At 36.2% G+C, this 19,823-nt stretch carries 23 protein-coding genes and 1 tRNA gene; 16 read left to right on the top strand and 8 right to left on the bottom strand.

What is annotated here, in order from left to right; translation table 11 throughout:
- The first annotated feature begins 107 nt into the window (after positions 1–107).
- Positions 108–479 (top strand): nuclear transport factor 2 family protein, encoded by a 372-nt coding sequence (locus G4D63_RS00120; RefSeq protein ID WP_163176475.1) that lies wholly within the window; start codon positions 108–110, stop codon positions 477–479.
- 186 nt (positions 480–665) lie between these two features.
- Here the strand turns inward: G4D63_RS00120 and G4D63_RS00115 are convergent, their stop codons facing one another.
- Complete coding sequence (locus G4D63_RS00115) at positions 666–830, bottom strand: Spo0E family sporulation regulatory protein-aspartic acid phosphatase (protein WP_163176473.1); 165 nt, start codon at positions 828–830, stop codon at positions 666–668.
- Between the two features lie 209 nt (positions 831–1,039).
- Between G4D63_RS00115 and G4D63_RS00110 the strand changes: the two genes are divergently transcribed.
- The 4 genes from G4D63_RS00110 to G4D63_RS00095 all read left to right on the top strand — a co-directional run bounded on the left by G4D63_RS00110 (position 1,040) and on the right by G4D63_RS00095 (position 3,440).
- Positions 1,040–1,747 (top strand): cytochrome c biogenesis CcdA family protein, encoded by a 708-nt coding sequence (locus G4D63_RS00110; protein WP_163176471.1) that lies wholly within the window; start codon positions 1,040–1,042, stop codon positions 1,745–1,747.
- A 75-nt stretch (positions 1,748–1,822) separates the two neighbouring features.
- Positions 1,823–2,245 (top strand): Na(+)/H(+) antiporter subunit B, encoded by a 423-nt coding sequence (locus G4D63_RS00105; protein ID WP_163176469.1) that lies wholly within the window; start codon positions 1,823–1,825, stop codon positions 2,243–2,245.
- Between the two features lie 70 nt (positions 2,246–2,315).
- Entirely contained in the window at positions 2,316–2,675 is a 360-nt protein-coding gene (locus tag G4D63_RS00100; protein ID WP_163176467.1) for a response regulator, read from the top strand.
- Positions 2,676–2,966: 291 nt separating this feature from the next.
- Positions 2,967–3,440, top strand: a complete 474-nt coding sequence (locus G4D63_RS00095; RefSeq protein ID WP_163176466.1) for a CcdC family protein — start codon at positions 2,967–2,969, stop codon at positions 3,438–3,440.
- Between the two features lie 212 nt (positions 3,441–3,652).
- On the opposite strand, the gene G4D63_RS00090 is transcribed toward G4D63_RS00095, so the two are convergent.
- The gene (locus tag G4D63_RS00090; RefSeq protein WP_163176465.1) at positions 3,653–4,090 is read right to left on the bottom strand and encodes a DUF2621 family protein; all 438 of its coding nucleotides are present in this window, start codon (positions 4,088–4,090) and stop codon (positions 3,653–3,655) included.
- 436 nt (positions 4,091–4,526) lie between these two features.
- On the opposite strand from G4D63_RS00090, the gene proC reads away from it, so the two are divergent.
- From proC to G4D63_RS00075, 3 genes are read left to right on the top strand one after another with little or no spacing between them, the layout of a single operon-like run.
- The gene (gene proC / locus G4D63_RS00085; RefSeq protein WP_163176464.1) at positions 4,527–5,375 is read left to right on the top strand and encodes a pyrroline-5-carboxylate reductase; all 849 of its coding nucleotides are present in this window, start codon (positions 4,527–4,529) and stop codon (positions 5,373–5,375) included.
- A gap of 35 nt (positions 5,376–5,410) precedes the next feature.
- A complete protein-coding gene (proB, locus tag G4D63_RS00080; protein ID WP_163176463.1) occupies positions 5,411–6,538 on the top strand; it encodes a glutamate 5-kinase in 1,128 nt (375 codons plus the stop codon).
- An 18-nt stretch (positions 6,539–6,556) separates the two neighbouring features.
- A complete protein-coding gene (locus G4D63_RS00075) occupies positions 6,557–7,819 on the top strand; it encodes a glutamate-5-semialdehyde dehydrogenase (RefSeq protein WP_163176462.1) in 1,263 nt (420 codons plus the stop codon).
- Between the two features lie 193 nt (positions 7,820–8,012).
- Here the strand turns inward: G4D63_RS00075 and G4D63_RS00070 are convergent, their stop codons facing one another.
- The 3 genes from G4D63_RS00070 to G4D63_RS00060 form a co-directional block, all read right to left on the bottom strand.
- Positions 8,013–8,222 (bottom strand): methionine aminopeptidase, encoded by a 210-nt coding sequence (locus tag G4D63_RS00070; protein WP_163176461.1) that lies wholly within the window; start codon positions 8,220–8,222, stop codon positions 8,013–8,015.
- A gap of 353 nt (positions 8,223–8,575) precedes the next feature.
- Positions 8,576–9,199 carry a nitroreductase family protein gene (locus G4D63_RS00065; protein ID WP_163176459.1) on the bottom strand — a complete coding sequence of 208 codons (624 nt, stop codon included), beginning with the start codon at positions 9,197–9,199 and terminating at the stop codon, positions 8,576–8,578.
- Between the two features lie 269 nt (positions 9,200–9,468).
- Positions 9,469–9,565, bottom strand: a tRNA-Sec gene (locus G4D63_RS00060).
- Between the two features lie 185 nt (positions 9,566–9,750).
- On the opposite strand from G4D63_RS00060, the gene selB reads away from it, so the two are divergent.
- The 5 genes from selB to phnC all read left to right on the top strand — a co-directional run bounded on the left by selB (position 9,751) and on the right by phnC (position 15,211).
- Entirely contained in the window at positions 9,751–11,646 is a 1,896-nt protein-coding gene (gene selB / locus G4D63_RS00055; RefSeq protein ID WP_163176458.1) for a selenocysteine-specific translation elongation factor, read from the top strand.
- Positions 11,639–12,646 (top strand): glycosyltransferase family 4 protein, encoded by a 1,008-nt coding sequence (locus G4D63_RS00050; RefSeq protein WP_163176456.1) that lies wholly within the window; start codon positions 11,639–11,641, stop codon positions 12,644–12,646. Before selB ends, G4D63_RS00050 begins: the two co-directional genes overlap by 8 nt.
- Positions 12,647–12,717: 71 nt before the next feature.
- Positions 12,718–13,629 carry a phosphate/phosphite/phosphonate ABC transporter substrate-binding protein gene (gene phnD, locus G4D63_RS00045; protein WP_163176454.1) on the top strand — a complete coding sequence of 304 codons (912 nt, stop codon included), beginning with the start codon at positions 12,718–12,720 and terminating at the stop codon, positions 13,627–13,629.
- 104 nt (positions 13,630–13,733) lie between these two features.
- Complete coding sequence (gene phnE, locus G4D63_RS00040; RefSeq protein ID WP_163178319.1) at positions 13,734–14,480, top strand: phosphonate ABC transporter, permease protein PhnE; 747 nt, start codon at positions 13,734–13,736, stop codon at positions 14,478–14,480.
- Entirely contained in the window at positions 14,480–15,211 is a 732-nt protein-coding gene (gene phnC, locus G4D63_RS00035; RefSeq protein WP_163176452.1) for a phosphonate ABC transporter ATP-binding protein, read from the top strand. The genes phnE and phnC overlap by 1 nt, the downstream gene beginning before the upstream one ends.
- A 37-nt stretch (positions 15,212–15,248) precedes the next feature.
- Here phnC and selD read toward each other — a convergent pair whose 3' ends face one another.
- Positions 15,249–16,301 (bottom strand): selenide, water dikinase SelD, encoded by a 1,053-nt coding sequence (selD, locus tag G4D63_RS00030; protein WP_163176450.1) that lies wholly within the window; start codon positions 16,299–16,301, stop codon positions 15,249–15,251.
- 138 nt (positions 16,302–16,439) lie between these two features.
- Here selD and G4D63_RS22210 point away from each other — a divergent pair, with 138 nt between their 5' ends.
- Positions 16,440–16,673 (top strand): Rdx family protein, encoded by a 234-nt coding sequence (locus tag G4D63_RS22210; protein WP_338023874.1) that lies wholly within the window; start codon positions 16,440–16,442, stop codon positions 16,671–16,673.
- 40 nt (positions 16,674–16,713) lie between these two features.
- Here the strand turns inward: G4D63_RS22210 and G4D63_RS00020 are convergent, their stop codons facing one another.
- The gene (locus tag G4D63_RS00020; protein WP_163176448.1) at positions 16,714–17,094 is read right to left on the bottom strand and encodes an Hsp20/alpha crystallin family protein; all 381 of its coding nucleotides are present in this window, start codon (positions 17,092–17,094) and stop codon (positions 16,714–16,716) included.
- Positions 17,095–17,255: 161 nt separating this feature from the next.
- Between G4D63_RS00020 and selA the strand changes: the two genes are divergently transcribed.
- A complete protein-coding gene (selA, locus tag G4D63_RS00015) occupies positions 17,256–18,656 on the top strand; it encodes an L-seryl-tRNA(Sec) selenium transferase (protein WP_163176446.1) in 1,401 nt (466 codons plus the stop codon).
- Here the strand turns inward: selA and G4D63_RS00010 are convergent, their stop codons facing one another.
- Positions 18,657–18,803 carry a small acid-soluble spore protein P gene (locus tag G4D63_RS00010; protein ID WP_338023893.1) on the bottom strand — a complete coding sequence of 49 codons (147 nt, stop codon included), beginning with the start codon at positions 18,801–18,803 and terminating at the stop codon, positions 18,657–18,659.
- Between the two features lie 93 nt (positions 18,804–18,896).
- Here G4D63_RS00010 and G4D63_RS00005 point away from each other — a divergent pair, with 93 nt between their 5' ends.
- A complete protein-coding gene (locus tag G4D63_RS00005; RefSeq protein ID WP_163176442.1) occupies positions 18,897–19,154 on the top strand; it encodes a hypothetical protein in 258 nt (85 codons plus the stop codon).
- Positions 19,155–19,823: the final 669 nt, after the last annotated feature.

Genomic DNA, 19,823 nt, shown 5'->3' with positions numbered 1-19,823 from the left:
CTAGAAGACGATTGTTAAAATAGGGCGAAAAGCGAGTGTTTTTAGGGTCCACCCTTAAATGATGAAGCAAACTTCAACACTAGCATCTATTAAAAGGAGTGTTAACGATGGAGCATAACTTGAAAGAGCTCATAAAAGAGTTAGAGGAGAAGCATACAAATATCAATGTTCGTAAATGTCGTGAAGAACTTAATCAAATACTGGCAGATGAATTTTTTGAAATTGGATCATCAGGGTTTATGTATGATAAAAAAGAATGTCTTGAAGGTGGTGTTGTTTTAACTGAGATGACTATTCATAATCATGAAGTGTACCCTTTATCGCTTGATGTAGTGCTGTCCACTTATTTTGTAGAAGATAAATCAAGAAATAGAAACACCCTCCGAAGCTCGATATGGAAATTTATCGATGGTAAATGGCAATTATATTTCCATCAAGGTACAATTACAAGCCAAACAGTAACTGATCTAAAGAAATAAGAAATTGTAAGGCAACACAATAAATTCTGCCAAAAAATAAAAACACTAGAGGCTAGTGTTTTCTTGAATTTCTTGAAAGTATAAGTTTTTTCGATTGGAGTCTATGTCTAGCTCCAGCGCCCAGCCCCTCGAAGGAACATTTGCTTATCGGGGCTGAACAGGCACTTGCGCTTTTCTTATATACATCTAATAAGTAGATTTAACATGCAAACGGTTATACATATTTAGTAAATCATCAAGCTGCTTACTATATTCAATGGTCGTTAAGGATGAAAGACCATTTTGAGCAACAACCTCAAATAACTCTTGGCGTTTTTGTTCGATAAGCTCTAGTAATTCATGTTTGCTCACAAGCCATGATCCTCCCTATCAAATATAGTATAAGTATAATGACTTTTGAAAGTTTATTCAATCTCCAAAGATAGCCAGACATAATTGAGTAGAATCTTCTGATGTAATTCGCATATGATACTTTGACACAAACCTGTCATGCTTTATTAAGGTAAATGCACTGATCATTTGATAAAATAGAGGTAATTGAAGAATGGGAGTTGTTAAAGTTGGCTGATTTAAATCTATTCTTGGCGTTTGGAGCAGGTTTTTTATCATTTATCTCACCTTGCTGTTTACCCCTATATCCCGCATTTATTTCTTATATTACGGGGATTAGTGTTAGTGAGCTAAAAAATGAAAATACAAAACTTCAATTTAAAAGTTTTTTACACACCTTATTTTTCCTACTTGGTTTTTCTGTTATTTTCATCGCAATTGGATTTGGAACTTCCTATATTGGCTTATTTTTTGCAAACTACCAAGATCTGATTCGTCAGTTAGGTGCTATATTAATCGTGTTCCTAGGGTTTGTAGTGGTAGGTCTTTTAAAGCCTGAATTCCTAATGAAGGATCACCGTGTATCTGTAAAAAATCGACCTGCTGGTTATATAGGATCTTTCTTAATAGGACTTGCTTTTGCAGCAGGGTGGACTCCATGTACTGGACCAATCCTACTATCGGTTATCACGTTAGCTGCCTCTAATCCTGGATCAGGAATGCTCTATATGATAGCTTATATATTAGGATTTGCCATTCCGTTTTTTATCATGTCTTTCTTTGTTGGAAAATTAACATGGATTAAAAAACACAATGTAAAAATTATGAAAATTGGTGGCTATTTAATGATATTCATGGGGATCTTCCTTTTCTTTGATTGGATGACAAAAATTACAATTTACTTTACTAATATGTTTGGAGGATTTACTGGTTTCTAATTAGAGTTCTCTGCAAAAATTGTGAATTTGTATTATAATTTAAGGAAAGCTTATTAATAATTGGGGGAGAGATGGATGAGAACAAATGACTTAATACTAAAAACGACTACTAATATTATTGTTTTTATTATATTGGCATTTTCCTTTAAGTTATTTTTGGCGGGTCATAATATGCCAGGTGGAGGATTTATTGGTGGTTTAATGACGGCTGGAGCAATCATTTTAATGTATCTAACGTATGGGCTAGGACCTATTAAAAAAGTAATTCGTGTTCCATTTACATTTCTAATTGCTCTAGGTCTTGCTATTGCTGTGGCAACAGGACTAGGTTCATTTATATTCGAACAGCCTTTCTTAAGTCAAACAGACGGCTACTTTTACCTGCCGATTCTTGGGAAAACCCACCTTGCTACTGCTGTACTCTTTGATATAGGGGTATATTTAACGGTCATTGGTGTAACAATGACCATCATTTTATCCATTGCAGAAGATCAATAAGAGAAACTACATAGAAAGATACAATATTATGATATTGTAGATGTGTTTGTTCAAGGGGGCAGCTTGTTAAATGGCAAGAATTTTAATTGTTGATGATGCAAAGTTTATGAGACTAACTTTGGCGTCAATCATTCATAAGGGAAACCATGAGGTAGTTGGAGAGGCTGAAAATGGTAAGCAAGCGATAGAGCTATATAAAGAACTCAAGCCGGATTTAATAACTATGGATATTACAATGCCTGAAATGAATGGTCTAGACGCTTTAAAGGCAATCAAGGAAAGCGATCCTTTAGTCAAAATTATTATGTGTTCAGCAATGGGACAACAGAAAATGGTAGTTGAGGCGATTGAAGCAGGAGCAAAGGATTTCATCGTGAAGCCTTTTGAAGAAAATAGAGTACTTGAAGCCATTAATCGTGTGTTAGGTTAAAGAACAAAAGGCGTAAGCGCCCCGTTTAGCCCCGACAAGCAAATGTTCCTTCGAGAAAAAAGGGGTGGGTTTCCCCTTTTTCTCGAAGGGTTATTTGACCTCGAGGGGCTGGGCGCTGGAGCTGAATTACTATACACTTGCCTTATTTATCAACAAATGATAAACTGTATAATTTCCTAAACAAAGATAAAGCCATCTTAAGTATAAAACTTAAATGGCTTTTTTTCTTGTAATAGAGTTATAATAATAAGAGAGTCTTATGACTCAAAGGAATGAAAAGGATTGATATAGTTGGTATTATTATCATCAGTAGCTGCCATTGTTATGGCAACTCTAGTAATCATTGTTAGAATCAAAGCAGCAAAAAAGCCTGCAACTCTTAGGAAAATCATCCTGCCACCCATTTTTATGAGTACAGGTTCACTTATGTTTTTATTTCCGATGTTTCAAGTTACTCCACTTCAGGTTATTGAGGCAGTAAGTGTAGGGGCAATATTTTCAATATTTTTAATCAAAACCTCACAGTTTGAAGTAAGAGAAAATGAAATTTATTTAAAGCGTTCAAAGGCGTTTATCTTTATTTTGTTTGGATTACTAATTCTTCGGATTATTCTCAAAAGCTTGTTAAGTGCTACTATAGATGTAGGCGAATTAAGTGGAATGTTTTATTTACTTGCTTTAGGTATGATTATTCCTTGGCGTGTAGCAATGTTCCTTTCATTCAAAAAGCTTAATGACCAGCTAATTCAGCAACCTACTATATAAAAAGTACCAAATCCTCTATTATGGATTTGGTACTTTTTATTACTTCTACTTAAGAATGATCCAAACTAAAAAGCTAGAATTATAGTAAGCTTAAGATGCTGATTCCTCACTTGGGTATATTTAAGCACTTACCATTGCTAAATAAAAATACAAAAAAGAACGTTGAGTATATTTTCTCGACGTTCTTTTTATTTCCAAGTATTAGGTCGTGGTTATGAAAACAAACCTTTGTAAGGAGATAGGTCGATTTGCTTTTCGCGCAATGTTCTAATTAAGAACTTATAATCACGCTTAGGTGTTGCCATAATATATCCTCTAATAACCAAATCCTGTGTAATAACTTTAGCATTTTCCTCTAAGGCTATTTCTCCGATTTTACCAGCGATCTTTTGACGAGCAATATCTCGGAAAAGTTCTGGAACGGGTTTCACTAAATCCTCTAGAAACAATTTTTGATCAGTGGGCCAAAGATGCAAAGTCATTTCTATATATCGCTCTTGCCAATCTAATTCACTCATCCCATCTTCTTTAGGCAGTCGCTTTAAGAATTTTCGAAACATAAAAAATCCGCCTATTCCCATTATGGTAGGTAAGAAGATGATCCAAAAGAGGGTAAACCATAAAGCCCATCCTTCAAGCTGCAGTTGCACATCATTCACCTCTAAATTATTCGTACATGCTTACTATTATCATAAAAAAAGGAGAAATGTTCAAGTGTGTAATGATAAAAGTCTCTTTTTGTAGGAAAGAACTTTCCAATATGGTCGTTTATAAAAAAATAACATAAACCCTGACTTACAAAAAGAAACCTACCGATATACAATACTCGACAAACATAAACGCCATCCGACTTAATCAGAATATTCAGATTAAAAATAAACCTTTGAAATTACTTGATTAACGGCGATAATTTCCCTTCAGAAGGGATTATCAGACAATAAATAAAAATGTTAACGCTTTCACTAACTAAATGAGCCATATCCTTATGACATGTTCATAAGTGGTTGATTCTTCCTCAGATGGTGGTAAGATAAAAGACGTTATAGTAAAAAGAGAACAAAATACGAACAAACTGGGAGAGATTTGATGTTAAAAAATAAAAAAATAATTTTTTTAGGTGCTGGGTCTATGGCTGAAGCTATGATTTCTGGTATCGTTAATGGAAATAAAGTACCCAAAAAACAAGTCTTTGTTTCAAATAAAAGTAATAAAATGCGTTTAAAGGAACTTGAAGCCGGGTATGGAATACAGGGTGTTTCAAGAGATGAAGTTTCATTAAAGGAAATGGACATTATATTTCTAGCGATGAAACCAAAGGATGCAGAAGCCGTTCTGCTTTCTATTAAAGATCAACTACAACCACATCAACTTGTAATATCCGTTTTGGCAGGTATTACAACCACTTTCATGGAACACCACTTACAAAACGGTCAGCAAGTAGTTCGTGTTATGCCTAACACATCAAGCATGATCGGTGAATCTGCAACTGCTATTTCCACAGGAACTTTTACTCAAAGAGAACAAGTTGAGGATGCTATAGAATTGTTAAGTTGTATAGGGAAGGTATTCGAGATAGAAGAAGATCAAATGGATATCTTTACAGGAATTGCAGGAAGCGGACCAGCATACTTCTATTATTTAATGGAGCATATGGAACGCGCAGGTAAAGAGGGCGGCCTCGATATGGAAACCACAAGAGAAGTAATGGCTCAAACGATATTAGGTGCAGCTAAAATGATATTAGAACAGGATGAATCACCAAAACAGCTTAGAGAGAATGTGACATCACCGAATGGTACTACTGCTGCTGGATTAGCAGCACTTGCAGAGCATGGTGGAGGTAAAGCAATCACTCAAGCAATCAAGCACGCATCAAATCGTTCAAATGAAATAAGTACTGAGCTACAAAGAAAACTTTTAGCAAAAGCACAATAAAACCAACAACTAGTAATGAAAACAGGAGTGATACAATGAGCCCAGACGGCATAAAGCATCGGGTCGTAATTAAAATAGGAAGCAGTTCACTAACAAGCTTACACGGTGAAATAAGTCGCAAAAAGCTAGAAAGACTAGTGGACGAAATTGTTCAGTTAAAAGACGCTGGGCATGAAGTATTATTGGTCTCTTCCGGTGCAGTTGCAGCCGGCTACAGAAAGCTTGGATTTCTTGAACGTCCAACGCTTTTACCCGAAAAACAAGCGGCTGCCTCAATTGGCCAGGGACTGTTAATGGAGGCATACTCTGAACTGTTTTTATCTCATGGTTACGTAGCCTCTCAAATATTGATAACAAGAAGTGATTTTTCGGACGAAAACAGATATCAAAATGTTCGTAACACATTAAATGTCTTACTAGATCGTGGAATTATTCCAATTGTTAATGAAAATGATACTGTTACCGTCGATCGCTTAAAATTCGGTGACAACGATACACTTTCAGCTAAGGTAGCGGGGTTGATTGAATCAGATCACCTCATTATCCTTTCAGATATAGAAGGCCTTTATGATGCAGACCCAAGAAAAAACGAAAATGCCAAGCTTCTTGATAAGGTATATAAAATTACTCCTGAAATTGAAGAAGCTGCCGGTGACTCTGGAAGCACAGTAGGAACTGGCGGAATGAAATCAAAGATTGATGCTGTAAAGATTGCTATGGCGTCAGGTATTACTACCTTCCTAGGTAAAGCTGGTGTTCCAAACATCATTAAAGATGCGGTTAATAAAACAGCAATTGGAACTTATTTTGAACAATCAAAGGAACATGCTGTGAACTTAAATCAAAAGAAACAATGGATTGCCTTTCATTCTGGTCCAGAGGGCGAAATCGTCATCACTGAAGATGCCAAAAAGGTTATCGTAAATGATAAAAACAGTTTATTCCCAGCGGATGTAATAAAAGTAGAAGGGACCTTTAACAGTGGGGCCGTAATTAAAATAGTAGATGAAAACAAAGCAGCAATCGGCTTAGGTGTAGTAGGGTATTCTTCTGAAGAACTAAATGAAATAGAAATTTCTAAGCTGGAAACACAACAAATTCCTGTAATTGACTATGAGGATTTTGTATGTCAGTTAGAAGTTTTATTACCAGTAGGTGTTTGAAAATAGAGGGGGAATTGGATGACTATCGTTATGGATACTAATAATGTTGAAAATCAGGCTATAGAAGCCAAAAAAGCCGCTAGAAAGCTTAGTGCTTTATCAAACGAAGAAAAAAATGAGGCATTGGAGATTTTAGCTAAAGAACTTGAAAATAATTATGAAGTAATATTAGAAGCAAATAAGGTTGATTTAAAAAATGGTGAAGCACAAGGGTTTGATTCAGCTCTTATGGATCGCTTAGCGTTAACGAAGGATAGGATATATGATTTTGCAAATGGGTTACGTGAGGTAGCCCTTCTGGAGGACCCAACAGGAAAAATTAACACAAGTTGGGTTTTAGATAATGGTTTGAAGGTAGAACAAGTTACAGTGCCTTTAGGTGTAATTGGAATGATTTACGAAGCGAGACCAAACGTAACCGTTGATGCAACAGGTCTTGCATTAAAGTCAGGAAATGCAATTGTATTAAAGGGTGGATCAAATGCCATTTCCTCTAATCAAAAAATTGTTCAAGTCATGCACAGTGCACTTGAAAAAACAAAAATACCAAAAGAAGCTGTACAATTTATTGCTTCTACAGATCGCGAAGCTACAAAGCAACTTTTCACTATGAAGGAGCATATTGATGTATTAATTCCGAGAGGTGGTGCCTCTCTCATAAATGCCGTCGTTAACAATGCGACTGTCCCTGTATTAGAAACTGGTGTGGGGAATTGTCATTTATACATTGATGAGAAAGCTGATGTAAATAAGGCAATGTCTATTTTAATAAATGCTAAGACGGATCGCCCAGCAGTTTGTAATGCTGCAGAGACGTTATTAGTTCATAGGTCCTGGTTTAATTCAAACAAGGAAACTTTAGCAAAAACGCTACAAGATCATGAAATCAAAGTATTTGGTGATGAAACGGTGGTAAAAACCCTTGCTGGAGCAGTTCAAGCAACCGAAAAGGATTGGGCGGAAGAATATCTGAATCTTAGTATAGCGATAAGGGTAGTAGAGAGTGTTGACCAGGCAGTGGATCACATTGATCGATATGGAACGAAGCATTCAGAAGCAATCATCACTGAGGATGCCCAAGCAGCGAAAACATTTATGTCTCAAGTTGATGCTGCCGCAATCTATCATAATGCTTCAACTCGATTTACTGATGGGGGTGCACTAGGGTTTGGTGCTGAGATTGGCATATCTACCCAAAAGCTTCATGCTAGAGGCCCAATGGGTTTACCTGCCCTAACAACTATTAAGTACTTGATGTCTGGTAACGGACAAATTAGATAAGACTAAAATCCGAGACCTTTAGGGTCTTGGTTTTTTTGTAAATATAAATAGCGCTAGAAAACTAGCGCCAGAGGATCTCTTCCGATTCCGAACAATGGTTAAGTGTCCCGCAACAAGCGAATGTGTCATCGGAAGAGATCTTTTTTAGTTTAACCTTTCTATTGCAATCTATGCTAAACGTAAGAAGAAGTAATTATTGGAGTTCATCCCAACTTACATATGTTCCACTTCCGTTGCAACCTGGGCAATCTAAGGTAGAACTATAAAATGCATATTCATGTCCTGCGTACGTATGGAAGCCTCTTCCATTACATTGAGGGCAATATCCTTTTTCCTTCATTTTTGAATGATGTTTTTCCTGTCTTGCTGAATTCCATTCTGAAATAGTATTAAATAATCCCAAAACAATCGCCCCTTTACTATCAAAAAATAGTTTTATAGTAGTTTGGGTAAATTGAAGGAGAATTATTCCAATGCTACTTATGGGTTCCAAACGTCAAGAGTAGAGCATATACATAATAAAAAAGGATGAGCATGATGAAAAAACGTTATTGTTCACACTGTTTACAATTCGTAAAAGGTTTTGTATGTGAATTTTGCCAACAAACGGAATTAAAGGAGATTGAAATAGAAGTACAAGATAAAAAGAATTAATGCTTTAAAAAGTATTAAAGGCAACTTTTGAAGATTTATATAAGTTAAGGTGCTTCTTGGATAATTAATAGGGTAGGAGTGCTAACTCCTACCCTGTACCAATTAGTGGAATGTGAGAATTTTTTTTAAATCTAAACGATGATGCTCGTACCCCTCACTATTTGGACGTCCAAAGGGAACCATAGCCGCAAACTTAATATGGTCAGGAAGGTCAAGGAGCTCTTTTACCTTTTGTTGATCAAACCCAAGCATTGGAACACTCGAATAACCAAGTCCCTGAATGGCTGTTAGCAAGAAACCTAAGGCAATGTTAGTCTGTGTTAATCCCCATTGACCTCTTTCTTCTAAGCTCATTCCTCCGAAAAAAGAAGAAAGATTCGCCACTTCTTCCTGCTTTCTTTCTTCCGAAAGTCCTGGGTGAACAATTTTAGGTAAGTTCCTAAGGACATCCTCCATATCACTTACAACGATTACGACTGCAGGAGCTGAAGTAACCTGCCTTTGTCCATAAGCAGCTTCTTGTAGCTTTTCCTTCATAGTTTTATCAGTAACAAGATGGAAACGCCAAGGCTGTAAATTCCAAGCACTAGGAGAGAGTCTGACTAGTTCGAAAATCTCGTTAAGATCTTCCGGTGGTATCGATTCCTGAACGAATTCTCTGATGCTGTGACGAGACTCTATTGCCTCTTTAACAGTTAAAGTACGTTCTATCGTATCAGTAGTCAAATTATCCTCTCCTTTTTATGATTAGTATCAATGAGACTGTGACAATTATCCCACAGATATATTATGTTCTTCGCTTCTCTAAAAATCCAAACACATTAATTCCAAAGTTTAGTTTAAATCCAAAGTAAAAATGCGAGTAGAAGTGGAAGAGTTCCGAAATTTATTTCTCTCCTGGTCCTAATACCTAAAAAAAAAACCACCACTCTGCCATAGAGTGGTGGTTTTAAATAATATATATTGAGTGAAGAGTTAATGATCCATTTAAATGTTGGCGGGACTGTGTGGGAATCGAACCCACCTAAGACAACACGTGCCTCACAAGCGGTTTTGAAGACCGTGGGGGACACCAGTACCCCATTCAGCCCCATTTAATATGCTTTAATATTATAACCCCACACAAAATAGAAATCAAGGATAAACTACTTATATAGAATTATAAATAAGCATCCTTTCATTAATTCTGAACTAAAGGTCTATATAGTTCTTTACCCTTGAAACAAACCATTAATCCATGTAAAGTATATATGCAGTAATAAAAGGAAGTGAACGATATGGAAAAGCATTATTATACAGTTGGCATGGCTGGACATATAGATCATGGGAAAACAACATTAACAAAAGCTTTAACTAATGTAGATACAGATCGGTTAAAGGAAGAGAAAGAACGGCAAATCTCAATTGAACTAGGCTTTGCTCCGTTGGATTTAGGGGATAATTTAGTGGCTTCTGTCATTGATGTACCAGGACATGAACGTTTTATTCGTCAAATGATCGCTGGGGTAGCGGGAATAGATTTAGTCATTTTAGTAGTGGCAGCGGATGAGGGCGTTATGCCTCAAACAAAGGAACACCTTGATATTCTTTCTTTTTTAGGGATTAAAAAGGGTATTGTTGCTGTAACAAAAATTGATAAAGTAGACGCAGATTTTGTAGAGCTTGTACAAGATGAGATGAGGGAACAGCTACAAGGAACAGTCTTTGCAGATTCTCCTATGATATTAATTGATAGTTTGAAAGGCCTCGGTATAGACGAGCTTAAGCTACAAATTAAAGATGATTTATTGCAAACTGAAGAACGAAATGCAAACGGTGCCTTTAGACTACCAATTGATCAGGTTTTTACAGTGAAAGGACAAGGTACTGTGGTAAGAGGTACTGTTTATGAAGGAACAGTCATTGAAGGACAGTCGTTGCTTATACTTCCGTCAAGAAAAGAAACTAAGGCTAGGCAACTTCAGGTTCATCATAAGCCAGCAGACAGGGCAGTAGCAGGACAACGTGTAGCGCTCAACCTTTCTAACGTTACCAAAGAGGATCTTGATAGAGGTGATGTACTTGTCGATAAGGAGCATTTTGTTGTCACAGACACGATCGATATAGCATTGTCCTTTGTAGATTCTCTTAAGCTCGCTGTTAAACAGCGAACACCTATTAAGCTTCACCTTGGGACATCTGAAGTGATGGGGAAGATTGTGTTCTTTGATCGTAATGAGGTGGCTGGCGACAGTGAAGAGGTTCTCTGTCAACTTCGCTTAAACGAAGAAATTGTGACTAAACGTGGGGATCGGTTTATTCTTAGAAGAGCTACTCCCGTAGAAACTATTGGTGGTGGTTGGGTCGTTGATCCTAATGGTCAAAAATATAAATTTGGACAAGCAACTGCAGAGATGCTCCATAAGAAAAAAGAAGGAACACCAGCTCAACGAATTGTCGACCTTTTAATTGATAAGAAATATATACATAAAAAGGAATTGCTACAGCAGACTTCTTTAAAAGAAGACCAGCTTGAAGAGGTAACAGTAACTGAACCTGATATTATCGAAGTATTACAAGGCTACACCTTACTTTCCGAGCAAAAAGGATTATTAAATAAAGTAAGGGATGTTTTATCTAGCTTTCATGATAAACATCCAATGAGAATCGGTATGAATAAGGCGGAGCTTGTTGGCTTATTTAGTCATAACGCCCCAAAGGAATGGGTTGGAAACGTATTGGACCAAGCCACCCAAGCTAATGAATTGCAAAAACAAGAGCAGTTCATTGCTTTAGTCAACTTCGAGCCCTCATTTCCATCCAATTGGTCAAAGAGGATAGAAACTATGCTTCAAGAATTAGACAATGATCAACTAAATGTAAAAACCTTTGAGGAATATGGAAAAGTAGCGGGCCTTCCTAAGGATGTAATTGACGAATTAAAGCATTTTTTACGCCAAAAAGGTAGAATCTATTTCTTAGATGAGAAAAATGCTGTTTCAAGACTTACTCTTGAACTACTATTAGAAAAGCTTTCTTCACATACCGATGAATCATTCGACTTAAAGCAAGCGAAAGATTGCTTAGATGTATCTCGAAAGTATTTAATACCTTTTGTAGAATTATTAGATACGTTAGGCATAACAAAAAGACAAGATCAAATCCGAGTGTGGGTGAGAAAAACCATTGACTAAAAAAATTGCATTCTTTACTCCCTATTTTCACAGCAATAGAGGAAACGCTACAACAACAAAGAGAATAGTTCATGGACTACGTGAAGCGGGAATAGATGTTTTTGTGGTTCCCTACCTTGAAGAAAGGTGGTCCGATGAGAAGGAAGAACAGTTAAAGAAATGTGACCTTTATCATATTTTACATATCTACCGTTTTGCAAAGTGGAATATGTGTAGAGAGCTCCTTCTTGATAAACCATATATTCTTACAAACGGTGGTACTGATATTAATTATGATCTAGCAAACCCGGCACAAGTGGCAGAAATGAACCAGATGATTCAGGCGGCATCAGCCATCACCGTTTTTACTGAAGATGGAAGAAGTATAGTTCAATCCCTGTTTCCGGACAAAATAATCAAGATTATACCACAAAGTGTATGGTTTGAAGATAGGAACGATGCTGATGTTCTGCAATTACCAAAAGGTAATCCGATTATATTTTTACCGGCTGGTATTAGAGCGATTAAAGATCCTCTATACGTATGGAAAGAAATAAAAGAATTAAAGAAAACATTTCAGAATCTACAATTCATTATAGCTGGTATAGTCATCGAGAAAGATTTGTTTCATGAAATTGATAAGCTATGTAAACAATATGATTGGGTCCATTTTTTGGAGGACGTACCTTTCTATCAAATGAAGCAGTTGTATGAGCATGCTGATATAACAATTAACACATCAGTAACCGAGGGGCAATCCTCATCTATAATTGAGGCCATGTATAATGGATGTCCAGTTTTGGTTAGAGCGAATGAAGGTAATTTAAGTTTAGTTAAGCATGAAGAAACAGGATTCGTTTTTACAGATCAACAATCCTTTTTTATGATGGCAACGAAATTACTTACAAATAAGGACTTAACGGATACCATTTCTACTAATGGAGAAAAATACGTCTTAGAGCACCACTCGCTACAAAAAGAGGTAGGGCAATATATACAACTATATAATCAGTTTTTATGAGCAATTTATTAGACAACGGCTGAGTACTTATTTATGATTAAGAGCGTTAATACATAATAGGGGGATTAAACATGAAAAAACTTTGGGTAATGATGATTATTGCATTGTTTGCCGTTCTTGCTGCTTGTGGTGGTGGCAATGATGAAGTGAAAGAAGAAGAGCAAGTAGAAAATACAGAGGAACAAACTGCATCTGAAGAACTAGAAAAGCTAGTTGTAGGTGTAATCCCTTCATTGAACCAAGGAAATATGCAAACTGCAATGGATAAGCTTTCTAAGCATTTTGAGTCAGAATTAGATATACCAGTAGAAATAACTGTATATCCAGATTACCAGGCAGTTGTTCAAGCAATGAATTATGATGAAGTAAATATGGCGTATTTTGGTCCATCTACATATATTGATGCAAATGAGCAGAGTGGTGCAAGAGCCATTATGACGCAGTTAATTGATGGAGAGCCATTTTACTATTCTTATATTATTACTCATAAAGATTCACCGCTTACTTCAATTGAAGACTTAGTCGCTCAAAGTAAGGACCTTACATTTGCTTTTGGTGACCCTAGTTCTACATCTGGTTCACTAATTCCAAGTATTGAGTTAAAGAAACAGGGTGTGTTTACAAATCAAAATGAACATCAGTTTGACAACCTACTATACACAGGTGGTCATGATGCTACGGCACTTGCTGTAGAAAATAAACAAGTAGATGCTGGTGCAATCGACAGTGCCATTTTTGATACATTACAAGCAAATGGAAAAATCGGTGATAACTTTAAAATTATTTGGCAATCAGAAAAGTTATTTCAATATCCTTGGGCTGTAAGTAAAGTAGTTAGTGATGAGCTTGTCGCAAAGATCCAAGATGCTTTCTTAAATGTTAAGGATCAAGAAATTTTAGATGCCTTTGCAGCTACTGGTTTTACAGTCGCAACAGATGCTGATTATGAGGCAATTCGTGAGGCGAAGAAGGAAGCTAAGTAATAGGTACACTTATAATTATTATTAGCAATCAACAGATCAAGCTTCTTCTAGGAGAAGCTTGACAGTTGGTTTGTGCGGATAAAGAAGGTGTTAAAGTGAAACACATGAATAAATGGTCGTTGGCAGTACTGTCAGCGGCTATTCTTATATGGAGTGGATACGGAGTTGAATTTTCATTCCGAGAATTCTTACAAATCGGAAAAACGGTTGATTTCTTTAAAGAGCAGTGGTGGCCACCTGATTTTTCTAATGCAAAATATGCACTAGAAGCATCTGTTATTACGCTTCAGATTGCGATCATGGGGACTTTTTTAGGACTTATTTTCGCACTGCCTTTAAGTTTTCTTGCAGCTTGGAATACAGCCCCAACGAAGTGGATCTACAATGCAACAAGAGGATTACTAAACTTCTTCCGTTCAGTACCCGAAATTGTATTCGGACTGTTGTTTGTCCCTACATTTGGACTAGGACCTTTTCCTGCGGTGTTAGCAATTGCACTTCATAATATTGGGGTATTAGGGAAACTAATATCTGAATTAATAGAGGCTTCTGAAGAAGGTCAGCAAGAAGCGGTAAGGTCAGTAGGTGGGAAAAGGTTGCTCGTTATTACCTACGGAATTCTTCCTCAAATAATTCCCAATATCATTTCCCATTATTTTTATAGACTTGAAGTTGGAATAAGAGCATCTCTAATCCTAGGCTTTATTGGTGGCGGAGGGATTGGAAGTATGCTATTTATTGACTTTAAGATATTGAATTATCAAATGGTGGCAACAGAAGTAATCTTTATCATGCTACTCGTCATGATTGTTGATTACGTCGGAGCCATAATTCGTAAGAAGGTGATTTAATGCTTGAGGTAAAAAACCTACAAAAAAAATATAATAAAGCCAACACTCCAGCATTAAATGACGTGAGTTTTTCTATTCAGCAAGGGGAATTTATCGCTGTACTTGGACTAAGTGGTGCAGGGAAGTCAACCTTAATACGTTGTATAAACCGCTTAGTTGAACCATCAGCCGGCGATATTATCTGGAATGACGATTCAATTCTTTCTTATAGAGGCGAAAAACTCCGACAATATAGAAGTTCAATTGGTATGATCTTTCAATCCTTCAATTTAATTGAGCGAATGTCAACGATGACAAATGTGTTAGTGGGATTTCTAGGGGTAATTCCCTTATGGCGTGGATTGTTTTTCCAATTTAAAAAAGAGGAAAAGAAGTTTGCTTTGCATGCGTTAGAACGTGTAGGGTTAGGAGATTTTGCAAATCAAAGGGTAAGCAAACTTAGTGGTGGACAAAGGCAAAGAGTAGCGATTGCTCGTTCATTAGTTCAAAAGCCAAAAATTATTTTGGGGGACGAGCCTGTTGCTAGTCTAGATCCTAATACATCTTTACAGGTTATGTCACTCTTGAAAGAAATTAACGAGCAGGACAGGATTACCATGATCATCAATTTACATGATGTTAAGCTAGCGAAAGAATTTGCAACTAGAATTATCGGTATCTCAAACGGAAAAGTAGTTTTTGATGGAAAACCAAGCGAATTAACTCAAAAAGATTTAGAGAATATCTATTAAAAAACAGAGACCTTTTTAAGTCTCTGTTTTTTGCTGTTTATCTTTCAGCATACAAGCAGCATTCACGCTTTTCCGTAACTTCTCCAACAATGGCAGCTTCAGCAATTCCGTTTTCATGAAGCTTTTGAACATAAAGCTCAGCTTCTTCTTTAGGTAAGCTTACTAGTAATCCACCTGAAGTAACGGCATCACACAATATGAAGCGTTCTTCCTGTGTTAACTTTTCATCATACACTACCGCTTCGCTTAACCATTCATAATTCGATTTAGTCCCACCTGGGATGATTCCTTGATTGGCAAGATCAACAGTTCCATCTAGTAATGGGACCTGATCAAAGTGTAATGTTAAACTTACGTTGCTTCCTCTTGCTATTTCACTTGCATGTCCTAAAAGACCAAAACCAGTTACGTCTGTACCTGCATTAGGATTTAACCCTTCTAGGCACTCAGCGGCTACTTTATTCAAGCTAGCCATTGTATCAGTAACTTTTTGGAGCTGTTCCGGAGTTACTGCATCACGCTTTACTCCAGTTGTTAAAATACCAACACCAATTGGTTTTGTTAAAACAAGAGAATCACCTGGTTTGGCACCAACGTTTTTAAGAATTTTATCAGGGTGAATTAGCCCAGTTACAGATAATCCAAATTTCGGCTCTTTGTCATCAATGGAATGTCCACCAACAATTAGTGCTCCTGCTTCTTTTGTTTTATCTGCTGCACCCTTAAGGATTTCTGCTAATACATCTGGTCCTAACTCTTTAATTGGAAATCCAACAATATTAAGTACGGTTTTCGGCTTACCACCCATAGCGTATACATCACTTAGAGCATTAGCGGCAGCTATTTGGCCAAACATATAAGGATCATCCACAACAGGTGTAAAGTAATCTACTGTTTGAATTAATGCTATCTCATCTGTTAGTTTGTATACACCAGCATCATCAGAGGTATCAAGTCCAACTAACAGGTTTGGATCATGTTCTCTTTCAGGTAATTGACGCAACACTTGCGCCAGGTCACTTGGACCAATTTTACATCCTCAACCAGCTTTCGAGGATAGTTGTGTTAATCTAATTGTCTTATTGCTCATACAAGCACCTCCTGAAAAATAGTATATATCTTTGTGATTATTTTTCCAAACATGACACCTTGAAATTAAAAATTTTGCTTCCAGTTCAAAGATATACTAAAATAAGTAACAGTTAGCATTAAAGGGAGGGCCAAAAAGATGAGCTACAAAATTAAAGTTGAATTTTGCATGCAGTGAAACTATGCACCTAAAGCTGCGAGTTTCGCAGAAGAATTATTTAATCATTTTCGCCATGAGATCTCAAGTTTAGAGCTTATTCCTACGGGCGGTGGTGCATTTGAGGTTACAGTAAACGATGAAAAAATTTACTCGAAACTAGAAATTGGTAAATTCCCAGACACCGGTGAAATGATCACAAAGATAACAGAGTAATGTTAAAAAGGAAGGTTACCATGTGTTGGTTCCTTCTTTTTTATTTTACCTTTATAGTTCGAAAAGCTTTCTTCCTTCTTTTCCCTTTTTTCAGTATGATGATCTCGAGTACCTCATTATTAACAGAAGCCTTAATTCTTCTTTTGCAAAGAGAATAAGGAAGGGATATAAAGCGGGTAATCACATCTTTATCTTTTTTCAACTTTAGACGTAAACCATCTTTAACAACCTTTAAGTTGATATCGTCTCTTTCAAAATTAGTAACAATTGCCTCAATAATATATGAAGACTCAGTTTCAAATAGATCCATCCGGAGTCCATCTTTGTTTCCATCTAAAAAAGGATCAATCACAAACTGGGCCATCCAATCTTCAACCCCATCAATCTCAAGCAATAAATCTTCATTTATTTCTTCATTCATGACAAGCCCTCCATCTGTTGTTACCATTAAAATATTCCTGAACATTCAGGTTGGTGTGGACTTTTAACCAGGATAATTGTTATGTTTTCTGTACCCATTAATTTGTACTAAAAGAGAAGCCATCATATAATAGATATATCGGGAAATCGGAGGTTGTTTAAGTGAAAGAGTATTTAAGATTGATACCGCCTGTACATGAACTTCAAAAAGGCGATAATTTTAGAGTTATTTTAGAAGAAACGGATTTACATATAGATGTATTGACGCAATTAGTACAGGACGAAGTAAATGCGTTACGTTCAAAACTTCTAAATAATGAATGGGAAGGAGAAGAAGCTTCTAAAGAGGTTTTTACAAATTATTTATATAGACAGCTTGAGATAACTGGACATAATTATGGCCAATATTTTCTGCGTAAAGTTATTAACGCTACCGGAACAATACTACATACGAATCTTGGTAGAGCTCGCTTAAGTGAGGAAGCGATAAAACATATTAGTGATATCGCAAAATATTATTCAAACTTAGAATATAAAATTGAGGAAGGTGAGCGCGGCTCTAGACATGACATCATTGAGGGTTTAATCCGCTCGGTTACAGGTGCAGAGGCTGCAATGGTGGTTAATAACAATGCTGCTGCTGTTTACTTAATTTTGCGTGCACTTGCTCAAAACAAAGAGGTCATAGTTTCAAGAGGGCAGCTTGTTGAGATTGGTGGTTCATTCAGAGTTTCTTCTATAATGGAAGAGAGTGGAGCAAAGCTAATTGAGGTAGGTACTACTAATAAAACACATTTGTTTGATTATGAAGACGCATTAAACGAAGAAACAAGAATGATTATGAAAGTACATACTAGTAACTTTAAAACGATCGGTTTTACTAAAAGTGTTTCATCAGAAGAACTAATCAACCTAAGCAATAAACATGAGAATGTTATTTTTTATGAAGACTTAGGTAGTGGTGTTTTATATGATTTCCGTCAACATGGAATTGGGGATGAACCAGTAGTTAGTGAAGTACTTAGTCAAGGTGCAGATCTTGTTTCTTTTAGTGGGGACAAGCTTTTAGGTGGTCCTCAAGCCGGTATCATTGCAGGAAAAAAAGAGCTTATACAAAAATTAAAAAAACATCAATTAGCAAGGGTTCTGAGAGTGGATAAACTCACTTTTGCAGCACTAGAAGCAACCCTTTCTGCCTACTTAAAAGGTAATGAACAGATAATGAAGATTCCAGTTATACGAGACATGCTAAGTAAACCAACCGACATTCTACAAAAAGCTGAAGGATTTGTAGATCAATTAAATACTACCAAGTACATGTCAAAAATTGAACAGGATGTTTCTCAAGTAGGTGGAGGAACAATGCCTGATGTGGAACTAACTACATTTGTTGTGGCAATAAAACATCTTCAAAAAAATGCGGAGCTCCTGAGTAAGGAGCTCCGGCAAAGCAACCCCTCAATTATTACGAGGGTAAAAAACAATCAAGTTATTTTTGACCTAAGAACCATACATCATACCGAAATCGATGAGGTTATTAAAGTGCTAAAACAATTGGACTAATTACATATCATGTCCTTGGTTGTTTTTCTGGCGAGTATGATTATGATTTTTTACTTTCTTTGAACCACTTAAAGGTTCAGGCTGACTTGTGTTCTCGTTCTTTTTATGTGGTTTCTTAGCCATAAGCTCATCCCTCCTTTTATCTATAGGATGAAATAAATGATTCTTTTTATTCTCCGCATCTTTTTAGAGGTAATGTAAAAAACTATAGATGCATTACTTTAAAAGGAGTGAATTACAGTGCCTTACAATAAAGACAAACAACAAGCCTTTCAAGCAGCGCAACAAGGTACACATCAGGCAAAAGATATATATGAAAACATGGAAGTAACGGGTGGGGATTACGGTGCGCAGCTGAAGCGGCTAATCAATGAAATAAATGAAGCGAAAGAACAAATTTCAAATGCATTAGAAGTTACATCTGAAACACAAAGAGATCAATTACAACAGTTTCAACAAGATCTTGAAAATATTGAAAGCAATATAAATAACAAATAAAGATTGAAAAGAGATAGCCTAACTGGCTATCTTTTCATTTTATCTACATAATTTGATTTAAGAATATATAAGTGAACTATATGTGATTTAAGCTTTCTACCAATTTAAAGTAAGTAGATTTATAAAAATCAACATCATATGGAAATAATTGTACATTGTCTCTTGCTTATAGAACATGATATATTGTTTATCCGCTCAGAAGAGTGATTAGAGATAATTCAATGATAAGTAAAATGAAAAAAAGTTTTTATTGAAATTCTTCTATTAAACATGTTATATTGATTATCTGCTCTAAAGAGTGATTGAAGAAAATCAATGATCGCTGAGATGGAAGAAAATTCATCTTGAATCTATTCCACGAAACATGATATATTGATTATCCGCTCAAAAAATATGATTGATGAAAACTAGTTTTCACAGTTAATTGGAAAAAAATTCACATTGAATGTAATCTAGTAAACGTGATATACTAATTATCCGCTCAACATTACGAGCTATGAGTTCTTTGAAAACTAAACAAAACGTCAAGCGTGTTGGTTTTTAAAAACCAACGCAAAGTAATATTAGTAAATCTACTATTTACTAGTAGATTGCCGGTGTAATGAGCAATCAAACACTTTATTGGAGAGTTTGATCCTGGCTCAGGACGAACGCTGGCGGCGTGCCTAA

Source organism: Bacillus mesophilus (genome assembly GCF_011008845.1).
Lineage (GTDB): Bacteria > Bacillota > Bacilli > Bacillales > SA4 > Bacillus_BS > Bacillus_BS mesophilus.
The sequence above is the reverse complement of the archived record's forward strand: the minus strand, read 5'-3'. Positions and strand labels throughout refer to the sequence as shown.

Bases quoted from the DNA above. Each gene is read 5' to 3' on its own strand.
- phnC (WP_163176452.1), top strand. From the start codon at position 14,480: ATGCTTGAGGTAAAAAACCTACAAAAAAAATATAATAAAGCCAACACT.
- G4D63_RS00075 (WP_163176462.1), top strand. From the start codon at position 6,557: ATGACTATCGTTATGGATACTAATAATGTTGAAAATCAGGCTATAGAA.
- phnD (WP_163176454.1), top strand. From the start codon at position 12,718: ATGAAAAAACTTTGGGTAATGATGATTATTGCATTGTTTGCCGTTCTT.
- phnE (WP_163178319.1), top strand. From the start codon at position 13,734: ATGAATAAATGGTCGTTGGCAGTACTGTCAGCGGCTATTCTTATATGG.
- G4D63_RS00120 (WP_163176475.1), top strand. From the start codon at position 108: ATGGAGCATAACTTGAAAGAGCTCATAAAAGAGTTAGAGGAGAAGCAT.
- G4D63_RS00105 (WP_163176469.1), top strand. From the start codon at position 1,823: ATGAGAACAAATGACTTAATACTAAAAACGACTACTAATATTATTGTT.
- selB (WP_163176458.1), top strand. From the start codon at position 9,751: ATGGAAAAGCATTATTATACAGTTGGCATGGCTGGACATATAGATCAT.
- proB (WP_163176463.1), top strand. From the start codon at position 5,411: ATGAGCCCAGACGGCATAAAGCATCGGGTCGTAATTAAAATAGGAAGC.
- G4D63_RS00020 (WP_163176448.1), bottom strand. From the start codon at position 17,094: ATGAATGAAGAAATAAATGAAGATTTATTGCTTGAGATTGATGGGGTT.
- proC (WP_163176464.1), top strand. From the start codon at position 4,527: ATGTTAAAAAATAAAAAAATAATTTTTTTAGGTGCTGGGTCTATGGCT.
- G4D63_RS00100 (WP_163176467.1), top strand. From the start codon at position 2,316: ATGGCAAGAATTTTAATTGTTGATGATGCAAAGTTTATGAGACTAACT.